The 16,539-nt window shown below is 66.1% G+C and carries 16 protein-coding genes; 6 read left to right on the forward strand and 10 right to left on the reverse strand.

Annotated elements, in window-relative coordinates; genetic code table 11:
- Window positions 1-95: 95 nt before the first annotated feature.
- Entirely contained in the window at window positions 96-2,564 is a 2,469-nt protein-coding gene (locus ACB033_RS13185; RefSeq protein WP_139725794.1) for a bifunctional aspartate kinase/homoserine dehydrogenase II, read from the reverse strand.
- A complete protein-coding gene (gene metB, locus ACB033_RS13190; protein ID WP_139725795.1) occupies window positions 2,564-3,736 on the reverse strand; it encodes a cystathionine gamma-synthase in 1,173 nt (390 codons plus the stop codon). The genes ACB033_RS13185 and metB overlap by 1 nt, the downstream gene beginning before the upstream one ends.
- Window positions 3,737-3,944: 208 nt before the next feature.
- Here metB and metJ point away from each other — a divergent pair, with 208 nt between their 5' ends.
- From metJ to ACB033_RS13205, 3 genes are all read left to right on the forward strand, one after another.
- Window positions 3,945-4,268 carry a met regulon transcriptional regulator MetJ gene (metJ, locus tag ACB033_RS13195; protein ID WP_005308521.1) on the forward strand — a complete coding sequence of 108 codons (324 nt, stop codon included), beginning with the start codon at window positions 3,945-3,947 and terminating at the stop codon, window positions 4,266-4,268.
- A gap of 34 nt (window positions 4,269-4,302) precedes the next feature.
- Window positions 4,303-5,055 carry an AraC family transcriptional regulator gene (locus ACB033_RS13200; protein ID WP_139725796.1) on the forward strand — a complete coding sequence of 251 codons (753 nt, stop codon included), beginning with the start codon at window positions 4,303-4,305 and terminating at the stop codon, window positions 5,053-5,055.
- A gap of 84 nt (window positions 5,056-5,139) precedes the next feature.
- Complete coding sequence (locus ACB033_RS13205) at window positions 5,140-5,478, forward strand: tRNA-binding protein (protein ID WP_139725797.1); 339 nt, start codon at window positions 5,140-5,142, stop codon at window positions 5,476-5,478.
- A 72-nt stretch (window positions 5,479-5,550) separates the two neighbouring features.
- Here the strand turns inward: ACB033_RS13205 and ACB033_RS13210 are convergent, their stop codons facing one another.
- The 3 genes from ACB033_RS13210 to nudE form a co-directional block, all read right to left on the reverse strand.
- The gene (locus tag ACB033_RS13210) at window positions 5,551-6,822 is read right to left on the reverse strand and encodes an aromatic amino acid transport family protein (protein ID WP_124249416.1); all 1,272 of its coding nucleotides are present in this window, start codon (window positions 6,820-6,822) and stop codon (window positions 5,551-5,553) included.
- 412 nt (window positions 6,823-7,234) lie between these two features.
- Window positions 7,235-8,047, reverse strand: a complete 813-nt coding sequence (gene cysQ, locus ACB033_RS13215) for a 3'(2'),5'-bisphosphate nucleotidase CysQ (RefSeq protein ID WP_005308514.1) — start codon at window positions 8,045-8,047, stop codon at window positions 7,235-7,237.
- Window positions 8,048-8,082: 35 nt separating this feature from the next.
- Entirely contained in the window at window positions 8,083-8,691 is a 609-nt protein-coding gene (gene nudE / locus ACB033_RS13220; protein ID WP_162519913.1) for an ADP compounds hydrolase NudE, read from the reverse strand.
- Window positions 8,692-8,829: 138 nt separating this feature from the next.
- Between nudE and yrfG the strand changes: the two genes are divergently transcribed.
- Window positions 8,830-9,498 carry a GMP/IMP nucleotidase gene (yrfG, locus tag ACB033_RS13225; protein ID WP_139725798.1) on the forward strand — a complete coding sequence of 223 codons (669 nt, stop codon included), beginning with the start codon at window positions 8,830-8,832 and terminating at the stop codon, window positions 9,496-9,498.
- A gap of 69 nt (window positions 9,499-9,567) precedes the next feature.
- Here yrfG and ACB033_RS13230 read toward each other — a convergent pair whose 3' ends face one another.
- Window positions 9,568-10,674 carry an NADH:flavin oxidoreductase gene (locus ACB033_RS13230; protein WP_139725799.1) on the reverse strand — a complete coding sequence of 369 codons (1,107 nt, stop codon included), beginning with the start codon at window positions 10,672-10,674 and terminating at the stop codon, window positions 9,568-9,570.
- A gap of 115 nt (window positions 10,675-10,789) precedes the next feature.
- On the opposite strand from ACB033_RS13230, the gene ACB033_RS13235 reads away from it, so the two are divergent.
- Window positions 10,790-11,695 (forward strand): LysR family transcriptional regulator, encoded by a 906-nt coding sequence (locus tag ACB033_RS13235; protein WP_139725800.1) that lies wholly within the window; start codon window positions 10,790-10,792, stop codon window positions 11,693-11,695.
- Here the strand turns inward: ACB033_RS13235 and tyrS are convergent.
- On the reverse strand, window positions 11,690-12,955 hold the full coding sequence (gene tyrS / locus ACB033_RS13240) for a tyrosine--tRNA ligase (RefSeq protein ID WP_139725801.1): 1,266 nt from the start codon (window positions 12,953-12,955) through the stop codon (window positions 11,690-11,692). The genes ACB033_RS13235 and tyrS overlap by 6 nt on opposite strands.
- 175 nt (window positions 12,956-13,130) lie before the next feature.
- Between tyrS and ACB033_RS13245 the strand changes: the two genes are divergently transcribed.
- Entirely contained in the window at window positions 13,131-13,946 is an 816-nt protein-coding gene (locus tag ACB033_RS13245; RefSeq protein WP_162519914.1) for a helix-turn-helix transcriptional regulator, read from the forward strand.
- Window positions 13,947-14,005: 59 nt separating this feature from the next.
- Here ACB033_RS13245 and exeN read toward each other — a convergent pair whose 3' ends face one another.
- The 3 genes from exeN to exeL all read right to left on the reverse strand — a co-directional run bounded on the left by exeN (window position 14,006) and on the right by exeL (window position 16,495).
- Window positions 14,006-14,761, reverse strand: coding sequence for a GspN family type II secretion system protein ExeN (exeN, locus tag ACB033_RS13250; protein ID WP_024942326.1), 756 nt, complete (start codon window positions 14,759-14,761; stop codon window positions 14,006-14,008).
- Window positions 14,762-14,822: 61 nt separating this feature from the next.
- Window positions 14,823-15,314, reverse strand: a complete 492-nt coding sequence (gene exeM / locus ACB033_RS13255; protein ID WP_118881974.1) for a GspM family type II secretion system protein ExeM — start codon at window positions 15,312-15,314, stop codon at window positions 14,823-14,825.
- Window positions 15,311-16,495, reverse strand: coding sequence for a GspL family type II secretion system protein ExeL (gene exeL, locus ACB033_RS13260; RefSeq protein WP_139725803.1), 1,185 nt, complete (start codon window positions 16,493-16,495; stop codon window positions 15,311-15,313). Before exeL ends, exeM begins: the two co-directional genes overlap by 4 nt.
- Window positions 16,496-16,539: the final 44 nt, after the last annotated feature.

Genomic DNA, 16,539 nt, shown 5'->3' on the forward strand with positions numbered 1-16,539 from the left:
GGATAGGGAAATCAGCCCGTAGACCTAAAAACCTGCCGCTAAACAATAAAAAGAGGCGCCACTGGCGCCTCTTTGACTGAACGGCTTGTCCGCTGTTACAGGCTGGCACAGATCTGCCAGAGGTCGTACTGGATGGCGGCGGCCGTCACTTCCCGGCCAGCGCCCGGGCCCTGAATGACCAGCGGGTTGGTGCGATAGCTGTCGCTCTCGATGGCAAACACGTTGTCGCACGGCAGCAGGTTAGCGAACGGGTGGTGCGGCTCCAGCGCCTCCAGCCCGACCCGCGCCTTGCCGTCGTGCTCGAAGCGGGCGACGTAGCGCAGCACCTTGCCGACTCGGCGCGCCCCCTCGAAGGCGGTCTGGATCGGGTCATCCAGCTCTTTCAGCCTGTCCATGAACTGATCCGTGCTCACCTTGCGCAGGGAGACGGGCACCAGGTTCTCCAGCTCTATGTCGGCGGAGTCGAGCTCGAAGCCCGCCTCCCGCGCCAGAATCAGCAGCTTGCGGCGCACATCCTGGCCGGAGAGATCCTCGCGGGGATCCGGCTCGGTCAGGCCGTGCTGCCACGCCTCGTCCACCAGCTCGGAGAAGGGGCGTGTGCCGTCATATTGCTGGAACAGCCAGGATAGGGTGCCGGAGAAGATGCCGGAGACCCCCTGGATGCGGTCGCCGCTCTGGCGCAGCATCTGGATGCAGGACTGGATCGGCAGCCCGGCGCCCACGGTGGCGTTGTAGCGCCACTGCACCTGATGGTCGCGGCAGGTCTGCTTGATGCGCTGGTAGAACTCGCTGTCGGCGGCGCCGGCAAACTTGTTGGCGGCGATGATGTGAATGCCGAGCTGGGCAAAGTCCGGGTAATAGCTGCTCACCGTCTCGCTGGCGGTCATGTCCAGCGCAATCAGGGTATCGAAGCCGTGCTGCTCCAGCTGGGCCAGCAGCTCGGGCCAGATCAGCGGCTTGGGATTGAAGTTGTCCTGTACCTTGAGCGGATCCAGCCCCTCTTCATCCAGCAGGCCCCCTTCCGAGCTGAACACCCCGTAGAGGGTGAGTGCCAGGTTCAGTTCATGCTCGAGCCGCGCCTTCTCGCGGGCATAGAGGTTCAGCCAGTGGCCGCCGATGTTGCCCTTGCCGAACACCACCAGGCCGACCCGGTTCGGGCGGCTGAACAGGGCGCTGTGCAGGGCGATCAGCAGCGGCTCCAGCACCACCTGGCGCAGCACGGCCACCAGGCTCAGGCCATCTTTGGCCACCTGCACGAACTCCAGCGGCTGATCCGCCAGCAGCTGGTAGAAGCGGTGACACTGCTCGGCGTTGTCGGTGACGCCGGCCCCCACCAGCGCCACCAGGCTGTAGCCTTCGCGCTGGATGAGAGCGGTGAAGCTGCCCTGCAGCTGGAAGTCGCGCAGCAGCTCGAACGCCCCTTGCGCCACCTCGAGGGTGTAGGCGAGGCGCAGGATCCGGCGATCCGGCTGGCGCTGCAGAGTCAGCGGATTGAGGCGATGGCGGGCCAGATGGGCTTCGATGGCCGCCACCGTCTGCTCATAATGGGTCTGCGGCAGCACCTTGAGCTCGATGAGGGCGATCTGATCCACCGAGGAGACGATGCGAGCGCCGCCGGAGCGGGGAGCGCGGCGCAGAATGTGGGTGCAACCCTCGTCCGGGTTGTAGCTGCAGCGCAAAGTGAGGCGCTGGCGGCTGTCGGCCACCGGCTGCAGGGTGCGCGAGTGGAGCACCGAGGAGCCGAGGCGGGCCAGCTCGTTCGCCTCGGCGAGGCTCAGGCGCTCCAGCAGGCGTGCTTCTTTCACCCGGCGCGGGTCGGCGCTGTAGACCCCGGCCACGTCGCTCCAGATGGTGGTGGATTCGCCGTCCGCCAGCAGGGCCAACAGGCTGGCGCTGTAGTCGGAGCCGTTACGGCCGAGCAGCAGGGAGCGTCCCTCCATGTCGGCGGCGATAAAACCGGTCACCACGATGCGCCCGGCGTGCTCGGCCAGTCGCGCCTTGAGCAGCTCGCTGGAGAGGGCGGTATCCACCTTGACCAGGGCGCCATCCTCGGCGCGCAGGAAACTGCGGGCATCGAGCCAGATGGCCTTGTCACCGCGACTGGTGAGCAGGGCCGCCAGCAGGCGCGCCGACCACACCTCGCCAAAGGCGAGCAGGCCGTTGCGCTCGAAGCGGTCAAACTGCCCCTCCAGGGTCTTGGCGATGAGCTGCATGTCGTCGGCCAGCTGCTGGCTCAGTTCGAGGTGCAATTCCCCCTCCAGCAGACCGTCGATCAGGCTCTGCTGATAGGCCTGCAGGGCCGAGATGGCCTCGCCGGCGGCTTCATCGCCGGCTTCGGCCAGCTCCACCAGCTGGATCAGCCGGTTGGTGGTCTTGCCGGCAGCGGAGACCACCACCAGCTCTCGCCCGCCCCCCTGCTGCTCGGCTTGTTGTTCGAGAATGCTGGCGACCCGGCGGTAACAGACCGGATCCGCCAGGCTGCTGCCACCGAATTTGTGGACGTGACGTCGCTTCAAGCCTGCTTCTGTTGCCACCGCGATCTCTCCTTGTTGCTGCTGTTCCATTACTTCGCTACCTGCTCTGCATGCTGTGCTTGTGCAAACGCCTGGGCCAGATCGGCCACCAGATCCTCACCGTGTTCGATACCGACCGACAGACGCAGCAACTGGCTGCTGATGCCTGCCGCCTGCTGGGCGGCCGGGGTCATGGCCCTGTGGGTCATGCTGGCCGGATGGGCCACCAGACTCTCCACCCCGCCGAGGGATTCGGCCACCGAGAAGAGGGTGAGGGCCGCCAGGAAGGCGCGAATGCCCGCCTCGCTACAATCGAGCTCAAAACTTAGCATGGCGCCGAAACCGGACTGTTGACGGCGCGCAATATCGTGGCCCGGATGGCTCGGCAGGCTGGGGTGATAGATGCGTTTGACCAGCGGTTGCTGCTGCAGGAAGGCAAGGATGCGGTCGGTGTTCTCCTGATGGGCGCGCAATCTGGGAGCCAGGGTGCGCAAGCCGCGCAGGGTGAGGTAGGAGTCGAACGCCCCGGAGGTGAGCCCCAGACAGTTGGCCCACCACACCAGGGAGTCGGCCAGCTCGGGTTCCTTGGCGATCGCCACCCCGCCCACCACGTCGGAGTGGCCGTTGATGTACTTGGTGGTGGAATGCACCACCAGATCGGCCCCCAGCGCCAGCGGCTGTTGCAGCAGTGGCGAGAGGAAGGTGTTGTCCACCGCTACCTTGGCGCCCGCCGCGTGGGACGCCTCGGCGATGGCGGCGATGTCCACCACTCGCAGCAGCGGGTTGGAGGGGGTCTCCACCCATACCAGCGCGGGCTGCTGGGCCAGCGCTTCGGCCAGTGCCGCCGCATCCCCCTGATCGACGAACTGCACCCGGTAGTGGCCCTTGGCCGCCAGGTACTCGAACAGGCGCCAGGTGCCGCCGTAGCAGTCGTGGGGAGCGATCAGCAGATCCCCCGCCTTGAGCAGGGCGGTGGTGACCAGATGGACAGCCCCCATGCCGGTGCCGGTCACCACGGCGCCGGCGCCCCCTTCCAGGGCCGCCAGCGCGTCCGCCAGATTGGTGCGGGTCGGGTTGCCGGAGCGGGCATAATCGTATTGACGGGGCTCGCCAAAGTCGGCAAAGGTGTAGTTGCTGGAGAGGTAGATGGGCGGCACCACGGCACCGTGTTGCTGATCAGTCTCAATCCCGGTGCGCACTGCCTGGGTGGCCTTGTGGGTCATGTCACTCTCCTTGATGTCTCTTCACACGCTGGCATGCTGTTTCTGCCACGCGCCATCCCGCCATTGCAGGCTCATGGTGACCCACACTACGCCAGCTTAAAAAGGCCGTCAACACTTCTAGACGTCTAAATGGCTTTGCTGTTGGATTGCCATTGATTTCCTTAAGGGTTAAAATCCGCGCTCACGGCTAAACGAGAACAGGTGGATCATGGGTACAGAGTGGAACGGCGACTACGTCAGCCCCTACGCGGAGCACGGCAAGAAGAGCGAACAGGTCAAGAAGATTACCGTCTCGATCCCGCTCAAGGTGCTGAAGGTGTTGACCGATGAGCGCACCCGCCGTCAGGTGAACAACCTGCGTCATGCGACCAACAGCGAGCTGCTCTGCGAAGCCTTCCTGCACGCCTTCACCGGTCAGCCGCTGCCCTGCGACGAAGATCTGCGCAAGGATCATCCGGACAGCGTCCCTGCCGAGGCGCGTGCCATCATGGAAGCGCTGGGCAAAGAGATCGAAGATTTCGACGCCGAGTAATCTGCAGCAGATGCCAGACAGCAAACCCCCTTCGATGACGCGGCCCCAGGCCGCGTCATCGCTATCCGCCCCTTTCAGCCTGCGTCGCTACCAGAGCGACGTCTGCAGCCACAGCCACGACCATGCCCAGCTGGTGATCCCCCTCGACGGTCCCATCGAGATCGAGGTGCAGGGCCAGGGGCGGCGGCTTGCGCCCGGCTTTGCCTGCATCATCGCCCCCGGTGAGCGGCACGACTACGCCGCCGATCCGGCGCTCTCGTTTCTGGTGCAGGAGAGTCACTGGCTGCCCGGCGAGCTGGGCGAGCGCCCCTTCATCGAGCTGGACGAGGCTCAGCGCCACTACCTCGCCTTCCTGCACCGCATGGTGGCCGAAGGGCGCCACGTGGCCGGCATGGAGCAGGTGTGGCTGGGTCTGCTGGCAGAGGCGCAGCAGGCAGGCTCGCGCGGCCGTGCCCGCCTCGCCCCGCGCATCGGCAAGGTGCAGCGCCATATCGAGGCGCATCTCGCCGAGCCCCTCAGCAACGAGCGGCTGGCCGCCATCGCCTGCCTCGGCCAGAGCCAGTTCAAGCACGCCTTCCAGCAGCAGGTGGGGATGAGCGTCTCCCACTACATCCGGGCGCGGCGCATGGCGCTGGCGCGTACCCTGCTCGCCCACACCGCCCTGCCCGTCGGCGACGTGGCCAGCCGCTGCGGTTACCAGAATCAGGGGGCCTTCGGCGAGCGCTTCCTGGCCGAAACCGGGCTGCCCCCTTCCCTCTGGCGCCAACAAAACGGCCGCTTGCCGTAACCGGGCGGCTGTTTGCCGAAGACGGCGCAGGTGGTTTCGAGGCATGCTGAGGCTCATGCAAGGTATGGGCAACGAGGAGCCAAGATGCAGACCATAAGCTGGCAGGATTTCGAGATGGTGGAGCTCAGGGTGGGCACCCTGGTGCGGGTCGAGCCCTTCCCCGAGGCGCGCCGCCCGGCCTACAAGGTGTGGGCGGATTTCGGCCCCGAGCTCGGGGTGCGCAAGAGCAGCGCCCAGATCACCGACCTCTATCAACCGCAGACGCTGGTGGGCCGCCAGATCGTCGCCGTGGTGAACTTTCCCCCCAAGCAGATAGGGCCGATCCAGTCGGAGTTTCTGCTGACCGGTTTCTACCGGCCGGACGGCGCCGTGGTGATCGCCATCCCCGAGCAGACGGTGCAAAACGGCGCCAAGCTCGGCTGAAGCCACCACCGGACCGATACAAAAGAGGCGACCCTGGGGTCGCCTCTCTCTTTTGCGGCTGGTTGCTCGCCGTTACTTCAGCAGGCTGAAGATCAATGCCGACACCGCCAGCGCGCCGGTCAGCAGGATGAAGCCGTTGGCCCAGCGCTGGCGGAAGCGGGCCAGCGCCTCCACCTTGTAGATGGCCACCACCGGCATGATGAACAGGATCATGGCGATCACCGGGCCGGAGAGGGTCTCCATCAGCCCCAGGATCCCCGGGTTGATGATGGCGGCGCCCCAGATGGAGAAGAACATCAGGGCGATGCCGAGCTTGTCCGCCTTCGCCAGCGACAGGCCGGTGGGCTTGGCGATCAGGCTTTTCAGGCTCTCGCGGGCACCGAGGAAGTGACCGAGGAAGGAGGAGCTGATGGCGATGAAGGCGATGAGCGGCCCCAGGGTCACGATCACCGGGTTGTCGGTGATGTTGGCAAGATAGGAGAGTACCGAGACGTTCTGGGCCTTGGCCTCGGCCAGCTGGGCCGGCGAGAGGCTCAGCACGCAGGAGAAGACGAAGAACAGCACGAAGCCCACCAGCATGACGGTGGTGTTGCGCAGGATCAGACTGCTCTTGGCTTCCGCCTGCTCGCCGTACTCCCGGCGCTGCACGTTGGCAAAACCGGAGATAGCGGCGGCGTGGCTGAAGGCGAACACGGTGACCGGCAGCGCCAGCCAGACGGTGTTGAGGAAGCTGCCGCCCTCCAGGCTGCCCAGCTGTGGCCACTGCCACTGGGGGATCAGGTAGCAGGAGAGCGCCGCCAGGATGGCCGCCAGCGGATAGACCATGACGGCAAAGGCGCGCAGCATCGCCTTCTCACCGGCCAGCATCACGGCGATCATGGCGAACACCAGCATGCCGGAGAGCATCACCCGGTTCGGGGTCGCCATGCCGAGCTGATTGATCATGAAGCTCTCCACCGTGTTGGTCAGCCCGACCCCGTAGATGAGCAGGATCGGGAAGATGGAGAGGAAGTAGAGCGCCGAGATGAGGCGTCCGGCCATCTTGCCGAAGTGCTCCTGGGCCACCTCGGTGAAGTCGGCGTGGGGGCGCGAAGAGGAAAGCACGAAGCGCGCCAGCCCGCGGTGGGCCAGGAAGGTCATGGGGCCGGCCAGCACGGCGACTATGATGAGGGGCCAAATCCCGCCCAGACCCAGGTTGATTGGCAGGAACAGGATGCCGGCACCGACGGCGGTACCAAACAGGCTGATGACCCAGTGGGTGTCGTGGCGGCGCCAGGGGGTGGCGCTGACGGTGGTGGAGCGGGAACCGGACAGCTCCCCTGTGACGTCTACAGATAAACTCATTACTAATTCACTTTTTGTCAGTGTTTTAATCTGAGTTCATTGTGGTTTATCGGGATTTAATTCTCAAAAATCCCCCCTGAAACATATCACTACCATTACGGGCTTCAGCCAGTGAGATTGGGAATGGAATCGGGATCACATAAATGAGTAAAACTAAATTTAGTCAAATTAACGAAATTTAAAACCAAATTTTCATTCATGGTCAATTTTTTATTTTGGCCAAATGATCGTTTGCAGAATTACCTGAAAAATCGTGCCATTCCTCAGCCCTCCCTTGTGATGATTCACTGTCATTCCCGCGCTTTGCCAGCGGATATTCCTGTTCATCCCCGATAAAACCAGCGGATCACACCAAGCAATCAGGCGGCCATGGGGCCGCCTGATTGCCGTCAACGATGATATATTCACCCGCTCAGTGAGCCAGAATGCTGCCCCAGGCGAGATCCGGATCCCCCATCACGATGAAGTCCGGGTTCTCCAGCGACTCCGTCTCGTTGTAGCGCAGCGGCTGCAGCGCCAGGCTGAGGATGCGGCCACCGGCCGCCTCGACGATGCACTGGGCGGCGGCGGTGTCCCACTCGCCGGTGGGGCCGAGCCGCACGTAGCAGTCGGCCGCCCCTTCCGCCACCAGACAAGACTTGAGCGAGCTGGAGCCAAGCGGGATCAGCTCGTAGTTGATGGCCGGGTTGAGGCGGCGGGTCAGGTTCTCCAGCTTCTGGCGGCGGCTGATGGCCACCACCAGCGAATCGGGCTGATCGTGTTCGTGGTGCATGGCGCTGATGGGGTGCACCTCGCCGTTCGCCTCCTTGAAGGCGCCATGGCCGCGCACCGCCCAGTAGAGCACGTCCGACTCGGGGGCATAGATGACACCGAGTACCGGCACATTGTCCTGTACCAGGGCGATCAGGGTGGCGAAGTCACCGCTGCCGGCGATGAACTCGCCAGTGCCGTCGAGCGGATCCACCAGCCAGTACTGGCGCCAGTTGGCACGCTGGCTGAAGGGGATGTCGGCCGCCTCTTCGGTCAGCACGGGCACGTGGGGAGTGAGCGCCGACAGCGCCTGTTTGAGGTAGGCATCGGCAGCAAGATCGGCACTGGTGACCGGGGTCGCATCCTCCTTCAGCTGACGCTCGAACTGACCGCCGTGATAGATTTCGTGAAGGATCCGGCCCGCTTCGCGCGCGATCTCCTTGACCCCCGGCACCCAGGCCAACAACTCCTGCATCTTGTCATCCTCTGTATTCAAACTGCCCCTGCGGGCTACTCTGCCTGCTCCGCCAGCCAGCGTTGGGCCAGCAGCAGCGCACTGATGCTGCGCGACTCGGTGAAGTCGGGGCGCGCCAGCAATTCGTCGATCCGGGTCAGCGGCCAGGGGATCACCTCGAGGGGCTCGGGCTCGTCCCCCACCCGCTGCTCGGGGAAGAGATCCCGCGCCAGCAAGATGTCCATCCGGCTGGAGAAGTAGCCCGGCGCCAGCGACACCTGCTTGAGCAGGGTCAGGCTGTTGGCCCCGAAGCCCGCCTCCTCCATCAGCTCCCGGTTGCCCGCCTCGAAGGCATCTTCACCCGGGTCGATCAGCCCCTTGGGAAAGCCCAGCTCGTAGGAGTGGGTACCCGCCGCGTACTCGCGCACCAGCAGCAGGGTGTGGGCATCAAACAGCGGCACCACCATGACGGCGCCCCGGTTGCCGCCACGCATCCGCTCGTAGACCCGCTCCTCGCCGTTGGAGAACTTGAGGTGGAGCGACTCCACCTTGAACAGCCGGCTCTCGGCCACGATCTCGGCCTTGAGGATCTCCGGCTTGCTCTTGTCGTGCGCCATGGTCTCGACGCTGAGGTGGACGGGTTTGCGTTGGTGGTGATCACTCATCGGGGCTGGCTGCTCGTTAAAAAATCGTGTTTCAAGAGTAAACGACTCCCCTCTCGAACACCACGGGGCAAGGGTGGGAAAGCGGCGGGAAAAATCCGTTATAATGCCCGCCCGTTTCGACCCGACCACCGAGGCCCCATGCCGACCCCACTGCCCTGGCACCAGATAGACACTGTCCTGCTCGATATGGATGGCACCCTGATCGACCTCCATTTTGACAACCACCTCTGGCAGCAGCTGGTACCCGAGCGCTATGCCGAGCGACTCGGCCTGCCGCTGGCCGAGGCCAGAGTGCAGATCGAGGCGCACTACCAGGCCGTCAGCGGCACCCTCGACTGGTACTGTGTGGATTACTGGAGCGAGACCCTGGGGCTCGACATCCGCGCCTTCAAGCAGGAGATCCTGGAGAAGATCCAGTGGCGCCCCAACGTCATCCCCTTCCTGGCCGCGCTCAAGGCCGCCGGCAAGCAGCTGGTGCTCTTCACCAATGCCCACCCCGCCAGCCTGTCGGTCAAGGATGCGCACCTCGGCCTCGCCGAGCACCTCGATCTGATGGTGAGCACCCACGAGCTGGGCTGGTCGAAGGAGAGCCAGCACTGCTGGCAGGCGCTGGCCGAGCGGCTGGCGTTCGACCCGGCCCGCACCCTGTTCGTGGATGACAGCGAGCGGATCCTGCGCGCCGCCGCCGATTACGGCATCGGCTACCAGCTCGCCATCCAGAATCCGGACAGCCGGCAGCCCGAGCAAAGCATCACCGCCTTCCCGGCGATCCGCGACTACGCCGAGCTGTTGCCGCTCGGCACCTGATACGCTCAAGGCCCTCATCGCGAGGGCCTTGTCATATCGGCTCAGCAGCCAGTCCGCTGATTAAAGCCCTCAAGCTGCATCGCGCGGGGCCAGTACCCCCATGCCGGCCAGGTAGTCGAGGGCACTCGGTGTGAAGCCAAGCTCTGCAAGGTGCGCCGCCGTGAAGGGGGCGCGGTGCAGGGGCAGGCCGCGGCTAACCCGCGCCATCCAGTCCGGATTGCCGATCGCCGCCGTGCCCACCGCCACCAGATCGGCGCCGCCGGCCAGGGCCAGCTCGGCCGAGACGGCGTCGTGGATCTTGCCCGCCACCATGAGCGGCACCCGCCCGGCCAACCCGACCCGCACCGCCTCCAGCAGGGCGCCGCCATCGGGATCCCCCGCCACCGCCTTGAAGCTGTCCCCCATGGAGAAGTGCAGGTAGTCGATCCCCTCGTCCGCCAGCAGGCGCGCCACCGCCAGCTGATGGGGCAGTTCGATGCCCTGGATATGGGCATAGCTCTCGGGGGAGAGGCGCACCCCGACCAGAAAGTCCCGGGGCAGGCGGGCGCGGATGCCGCGCACTATCTCCACCAGGATCCGCGCCCGGTTGGCGATGCTGCCACCCCAGCGGTCGGTACGCCGGTTGTGCAGGGGGTTGAGGAAGTTGCAGAGCAGGAAGTTGTGGGCGGCGTGCAGCTCGACCCCGTGCAGGCCGGCGCCATGGGCCCGCTCGGCGGCGCGCACGAAGGCTTCAATGAGCGTAAGAATCCCCTCCTCCGTCAGCCCCTTGACCCCGAGGGGGTAGCGCCCACCCGGTGCCAGCTCGCACGGGCCGACCGGCGCCCCGTCGTTCAGTTCGGGCAGGGCCCGCATCCCGCCGTGATGCAGCTGCACCACCGCCAGCGCCCCGGCCTGCCGCGCACTGTCGGCCAGGGCCGTGAAGGCCTGCTGCTGGGCGTCGGTCATCAGGGCCGGCTGCCCCGCCCAGCAGCGTCCGCCGGGCTGTACCTGGGTAGCGGCGGCGATGAGCAGGCCGAAACCGCCCCGGGCGCAGCGCGCCAGCCAGTCGAGCTCGGCCTGACCGGGATCGCCGTCGGCGCCGCTCATGTTGTGGGTCAAAGGGGCCAGCACGGCCCGGTTCTTGAGCCGCAATCCGGCCCGTTCGAAGTGGAAGCTGTCGCCAAGTGCCTTGTTCATCGCCCTCTCCTGGGATCGCAATGGAATGTCGCCACTATAATCCCGGGCATTCAGGATATAATCAGGTGCACAAGCAAGGCATTCATTCCCAGCAAGACACAATAGGCCGCCACACATGAGTCACCACAAGCTCGACACCCTCTACCTGATGCGCCTGCTGGTCGCCATCGTCCGCTGCGGATCCTTTGCCGCGGCGGCGGCCCACCTCGGCATCACCCCGAGCAAGGCGTCCAAGGATCTGCGCCACCTGGAGCAGAGCCTCGGCAACACGCTCCTGAGCCGCACCACCCGCCGGGTGCAGCTGACCGACGCGGGGGAGCTCGCCTACCGCCAGGCTGACCAGATGATCGCCCTGCACGAGCAGCTGCTGGACGGCCTGCAGCGCCGCCGCTCGGCACTGTGCGGGGAGCTGCGCATCACGGCGCCGGATCTGTGGGGCGAGGTGGTGCTGACCCCTGTGCTGCTGCGCTTTCGCGCCGACCACCCCGAGGTGCGGATCATCGCCGACTTCAGCAATACCCCGGCCGACCTGCTGCGCGACAACCTGCACGTGGCGTTTCGCAGCACCGAGCTCGGCACCCAGCCTTACCTGGCGCGCCCCATCGCGGTGGACGATCTGGTGCTCTGCGCCAGCGCCGACTACCTGAACCGCCACCCGCCCTTGAGCGGGCCGCAGGATCTGCAGCAGCACCCCCTCATCACCCGCTGTCAGGAGTACAGCCGCCACGAGCGCTGGACCCTGCTTGCCCAGGGACGCGAGATCCCCCTCGAGGTGGCGGGCGAGCTGGCCTTCAGCAGCAAGAAGGCGATCCACCAGGCGATGCGCCAGGGGCTGGGGATCGCCCGCCTGCCGCGCTACCTGGTGGCGGCCGAGCTGGCCGAGGGAGTGGTGCGCGAGGTGCTGCCCGACTACCGTCCCAAGGGGGCCAACTTCTACGCCCTCTACACTCAGCGCCGGGCCGAGTCGGCCCTGGTCGGCCACTTCCTCGACTACGTCATCGAGGCGCTCACCCCCTCATGAGCGGATCACCAGGTGGTACTGCTTCTTGCCCCGGCGCAGCAGCAGGTAGCGGCCGAACAGCCAGTCGCCGTCGGTCACTGGCCCATCCTGGCGGATAACGCCGTTGAGGCTGATTGCCCCCGCCGCCAGCAGCTCGCGAGCGATGCGCCTGGAGTTCGCCAGGCCACACTCCACCAGCAGGGTCACGAGATCCGTTTTCCCCTCGATACAGCTGCTCGGCAGGCCATCCTGGGCCAGCTGGGCCAGATCGCTCTCGCCGAGGCGGGCCACGTCACCGCTGAACAAGAGCTCGCTGATGCGCCGCGCCGCCGCCAGCGCCCCCTTGCCGTGCACCAGCTCGGTCAGCTCGTCCGCCAGCACCTGCTGGGCCAGCTTGCGCCCCTTCCGCTTGGCATCCTCCGCCTCCAGCACCTCAATCTCGGCCAGCGCCATAAAGCTGTAGTAGCGCAGGAAGCGGTAGACATCCTCGTCCGCAGTGCCTAGCCAGAACTGGTAGAAGGCGTAGGGCGAGGTGAGCGCCGGGTCGAGCCAGATTGCGCCCCCCTCGGTCTTGCCGAACTTGGTGCCGTCGGCCTTGGTGATGAGTGGCAGCGTCATGCCATACACCTGGGCCTGATGGAGGCGGCGGGTGAGATCCATGCCGCTGGTGATGTTGCCCCACTGGTCGTTGCCACCGATCTGCAGGGTGCAGCCGAGGCGCTGGTTGAGCACCGCGAAGTCCTGGGATTGCAGCAGGGCGTAGGAGAACTCGGTGAAGGAGATGCCCTGATCCGGGCGGGCCAGCCGCTGGCGCACCGACTCACGGGCCAGCATGGCGTTGACCGAGAAGTGCTTGCCGATGTCCCGCAGAAAATCGAGGGCGGACATCTGCCCCATCCAGTCGGCGTTGTTGACCAACAGCGGCGCCGCCAGCCCGTCGCTCGCCGGCAGCAGCGCGCTTATCTGGGCCGACAGGCTGGCTACCCAGCCCTGCACCGTCTCGGCGCTGTTGAGGCTGCGTTCGCTTGCCTTGAAGCTGGGATCGCCGATAAGACCGGTGGCCCCGCCCACCAGGGCCACCGGGGTGTGGCCCGCCAGCTGGAAGCGGCGCAGCATCAACAGCGGCACCAGATGGCCGATGTGCAGGCTGCCGGCGGTGGGATCGAAGCCGCAGTAGACGGTGCGCGGGGTGGCTAGGTGATCGCTCAGCGCCGCCGGGTCGGAATTCTGGGCCACCAGGCCGCGTCGGGTCAGCTCATCGAGCAGGTGAGGGTTGATCATGGGTGCTCCAACAGCAGGGGAAAAGCCCACATCCTCGCCGCTCCGGCCCGCGCCGAATATGTCCCCTAGGGGACAGTTTTGCCACTCTCGTGCTAGCATCCGGCCATCGTGTGACCATCGCACAACCATCGCGGGAAGCCCGCCACCCGGAACTTATCGCCATGACCCAGCGCCCATGATCCAGCCACTCGCCACAGAAGCCCTGACCCGCAGCATGACCGAGGTGGTCGATGCCCTGCATGGCAGCGGCTTCCCGGCAGCCCTGGTGCGCCTTATCCAGCAGCAGGTGGCGTTCGACTGCGCCCTGCTGCTCGGGGTGGGGCAGCGCCCCGTCTACCTCTACGACAACCTGCACCACCAGCGGGCCCTGCTGTTCGATCGCTACCTCACCCGCCACTTCAGCCAGGATCCCTTTATGCAGGCGCTGGAACGGGGGCTGGGGGCCGGGGTCTGGACCCTGGCGCAGGTGTCGCGCGGGCGGCTCGACCCCGAGTATCGCCACCACTTCTATCAGGCCACCGGCTGGCAGGAGGAGGTGGGGCTGATCCTGCCGGTGCGTGGCGGCCTCACCCTGATGCTGTTTCTCGGGCGACTCGACAAGCGCAGCTCCCTCAGCCGTGACGAGCTGGCCCGGTTGGAAGCGCTCTTTCCACTGGTGCATTCGCTGTGCCGCCAGCACTGGCGGGAGGGAGCCGCCCTGCTGGCCCAGAGTCCGATGCTACCGGGTGGCGCCGATCTCAAGGCGACCGTGGAGCAGGCCATCGCCAGCGTGGGGGGCGCAAGCCTCACCCGCCGCGAGCGTCAGGTGGCGGGATTGTTGTTGCAGGGGTTGGATACCGAGGCCATTGCCGGTGTGCTCGGCATCGGCAGCGGCACGGTGAAAAATCATCGCAAGCACCTCTACGCCAAGCTGCGCCTGCGTTCGCGGGCCGAGCTGTTCCGCTTCTTCCTCAATCACCTCATCACGGCGCCAGCCGCCGCGGCCCCATAACGACACCACCCCGCCGGGGCGGGGTGGTGTTGATGCATGCCAGATCAGACAGCAAGCCGTCAGATGCGGCCCTGGTAGCGCAGCGGGAAGCGCCCCTGCCCATCGGGCTGGCCGAGGAAGGGCAGCCCCTGCTTCATCTGCTCCGGCAGCTCAGGCCCGGGTTTGAGGGTGCCCTGGAACAGGTACTGGCGATTGGCCTGCAGCTCCAGCTTGCCCTGCACCTGTACCGCCTCCGAGCCCTGCTTGAGCTCGGCCACCAGCCGGGAGTCGATGCAGGTCAGCTTGATCTCGGGATCCCCCAGCACCAGCTTGCCGGCCGGGGTATCGGCATCGGCCCCGTACCAGTAGAGGTTGCCGTAGAGGTTGTCGCACCAGGGGTTGCCCTGGGCAAACTGATCGAGCTTGAGCTGCAGCTGGCCAGCCACCGTCACCGGCACGGGCAACTGCATCGGCACCCGCGCCAGCAGCCAGGGGGCCGGCACGTTGAGGGTGATGTCGCGGCCGAAGGCGGCGCCGCTCCAGCCGACCACCCCCTGCCCGTTGAGGCCACTGCGCTCGCCAAAGCGCAGGGAGACCTCAGGGGCAAAACGCAGCAGCGACCAGCCATTGAGCTCCCAGCGCAGCTGGGTCAGCGACTCGCTGGCGTATTGCAGGCGGGCAACCTGGCCGTTCCAGAGGGTACCGCTCACCCCTTCCAGCTGCACCAGGGGCGGCAGCGGCAGATGGCGTACCACCAGAGAGGCCGGCAGCTTGGCCAGCAGGAAAACCAGATAGGCCGCCAGAAACAGCACGGCAATCAGCACTCTTTGCTTCATAGAAAACGACTCGACTGCAAACGCCCGATCAGGCGCGAGGCCCTGCTCGGGACGCGTGGTTTCATTGGGGACGGCTCAGCTGCAAGCGGCGAACCTTGACCAGACCGGGCGCCAGATTCTCGCTGGCCAGCTCGATCACCTGTACCTGCACGCCATGGCGATCCGCCAGGGTCGCCAGCCAGATCAGCAGATCATCGAACGCCACCGTGTCGATCCATACCTGCAGCTCCTGGCCCTGGGGCTGCAGCCGGGCAATCTTGATCTTCTGGTTGAAGGCGGTGCGGTTGACCACCCCTTCCAAGGTGCCACTGGTATCGAGCTGGCGGCCCTGGCCACCCTGCAGCGCCAGCACCTCTTCACCCTTCTCTTTCAGCCAGGCAAGGGTCTGCTGCTGGCTCAATACCTGCCGCTCGCGCTCGTCGATGCGATTGCCGATGGGCTGCCAGATGACCCAGTAGCAGAAGCCTATCAACAGTACGCTGCCGCCCACCGCCACCAGCCGCTGCTCGCGGGCGCTGATGCCGCGCCACCAGCCTTGTAGTTTGTCCATCATGATGATTTACCCTTCAGCACCAGTGCCCCTTCGACCTTGCCTTCGGTGCTGCGCACCTCTCCCTGCTGCACCTCGAAGCGCTTGCCGGCCAGCTCGCGAAAACGCTCGATCTCGGCAAAACCGGGGGCCGTCACCTGCAGCCTGAGCTCGCCGCGAGCCGCGTCGAAACGCAGTACCTCGGGCTTGAGGCCAGGCACTTCGGCAAAGGTGGGCGCCAGCTCGGTCAGTACCATCAACACCCCGTCCTGGGGCGTCTGCCCCAGCTGCTGGAGGTGCTGGGTCATCTGGCTGCGCACGTTGACGATGCGGCTCTCCCCCGGGAAGATCCGGGTGTAGACCTGCCGGATCTCCGCCTTGAGCGCCTTGTCCTGCTCCGCCAGCTGGTAGAGCTGCACGCCGCGCTGGGCAAACGCCACCACCAGCAGCGCTCCGGCCACCACCGCCACCTTGCGCCACTGCTGCCAGTAGCGGGAGTATTCGGTCTGCGGCCGGTAGGGCCCCTGCAACAGGTTGGCCTGACTGGCAAGCGCGCCCCGGGCCAGCAGCAGCATGGGCAGCTCGGGATCGGCCGCCTGCCAGCTGGCCGCCGCAATGGCCGGCGGCGGGGTATGGCAGTGAATGGTCACCGGTGCCGGCTCCGCCGCCAGCAGCACGGCCAGCAGCGGCTCGTCGGCGACTATGCCCTGACAGGGGCCCTGGCGCAGCAGCCACTCTTTGCCCAGTTGCAGCGCCGACCAGCCCTCGCTCGCCTGCGGCAGCGCCAGCACGTCCGGCAGCAGTTGCCGGCTCTTGAGACCGGCCTGCTCCAGCCAGCCGAGCCAGGTCTGCATCTTCTCCTTGTCGACCGCCATCAGGTCCACCTCGTGACCCTGATGACCCAGCACCACCAGGTGCAGCTCATCCACGTCGGAGGCGATTTGCTCCTCCAGCAGATAGGGAAGCGCGGCCGCACTCTGGCGGCTGTATTTGCCCGGCAGGCTCACCCGCCGGAAGATAAGATCGCTGCCGGGCACCAGCACCACCGCCGGGCGGCCACCGGCCCGCTCCTGCAGCTCGCCAAGGGCATGGGCCGAGGCCAGGGTACCGGAGGCGATCACCTCCTCTTCCCCGCCCGACCACACCAGCCACTCGACCGGCTGCTGCGCATTGGTCCCCAGACGGATGACCAGACTCTCGCTCACTAATGTCTCTCCTGCCATGCTCGCTCGCACCCCTCGGGATGGGC

This window comes from Aeromonas sp. S15(2024), assembly GCF_041402265.1.
In the GTDB taxonomy this organism is placed as follows: domain Bacteria; phylum Pseudomonadota; class Gammaproteobacteria; order Enterobacterales; family Aeromonadaceae; genus Aeromonas; species Aeromonas dhakensis.

Coding starts and splice junctions, on each gene's coding strand:
- ACB033_RS13185 (WP_139725794.1), bottom strand. CDS start 2,564: ATGGAACAGCAGCAACAAGGAGAGATCGCGGTGGCAACAGAAGCAGGC.
- metB (WP_139725795.1), bottom strand. CDS start 3,736: ATGACCCACAAGGCCACCCAGGCAGTGCGCACCGGGATTGAGACTGAT.
- metJ (WP_005308521.1), top strand. CDS start 3,945: ATGGGTACAGAGTGGAACGGCGACTACGTCAGCCCCTACGCGGAGCAC.
- ACB033_RS13200 (WP_139725796.1), top strand. CDS start 4,303: ATGACGCGGCCCCAGGCCGCGTCATCGCTATCCGCCCCTTTCAGCCTG.
- ACB033_RS13205 (WP_139725797.1), top strand. CDS start 5,140: ATGCAGACCATAAGCTGGCAGGATTTCGAGATGGTGGAGCTCAGGGTG.
- ACB033_RS13210 (WP_124249416.1), bottom strand. CDS start 6,822: ATGAGTTTATCTGTAGACGTCACAGGGGAGCTGTCCGGTTCCCGCTCC.
- cysQ (WP_005308514.1), bottom strand. CDS start 8,047: ATGCAGGAGTTGTTGGCCTGGGTGCCGGGGGTCAAGGAGATCGCGCGC.
- nudE (WP_162519913.1), bottom strand. CDS start 8,691: ATGAGTGATCACCACCAACGCAAACCCGTCCACCTCAGCGTCGAGACC.
- yrfG (WP_139725798.1), top strand. CDS start 8,830: ATGCCGACCCCACTGCCCTGGCACCAGATAGACACTGTCCTGCTCGAT.
- ACB033_RS13230 (WP_139725799.1), bottom strand. CDS start 10,674: ATGAACAAGGCACTTGGCGACAGCTTCCACTTCGAACGGGCCGGATTG.
- ACB033_RS13235 (WP_139725800.1), top strand. CDS start 10,790: ATGAGTCACCACAAGCTCGACACCCTCTACCTGATGCGCCTGCTGGTC.
- tyrS (WP_139725801.1), bottom strand. CDS start 12,955: ATGATCAACCCTCACCTGCTCGATGAGCTGACCCGACGCGGCCTGGTG.
- ACB033_RS13245 (WP_162519914.1), top strand. CDS start 13,131: ATGATCCAGCCACTCGCCACAGAAGCCCTGACCCGCAGCATGACCGAG.
- exeN (WP_024942326.1), bottom strand. CDS start 14,761: ATGAAGCAAAGAGTGCTGATTGCCGTGCTGTTTCTGGCGGCCTATCTG.
- exeM (WP_118881974.1), bottom strand. CDS start 15,314: ATGATGGACAAACTACAAGGCTGGTGGCGCGGCATCAGCGCCCGCGAG.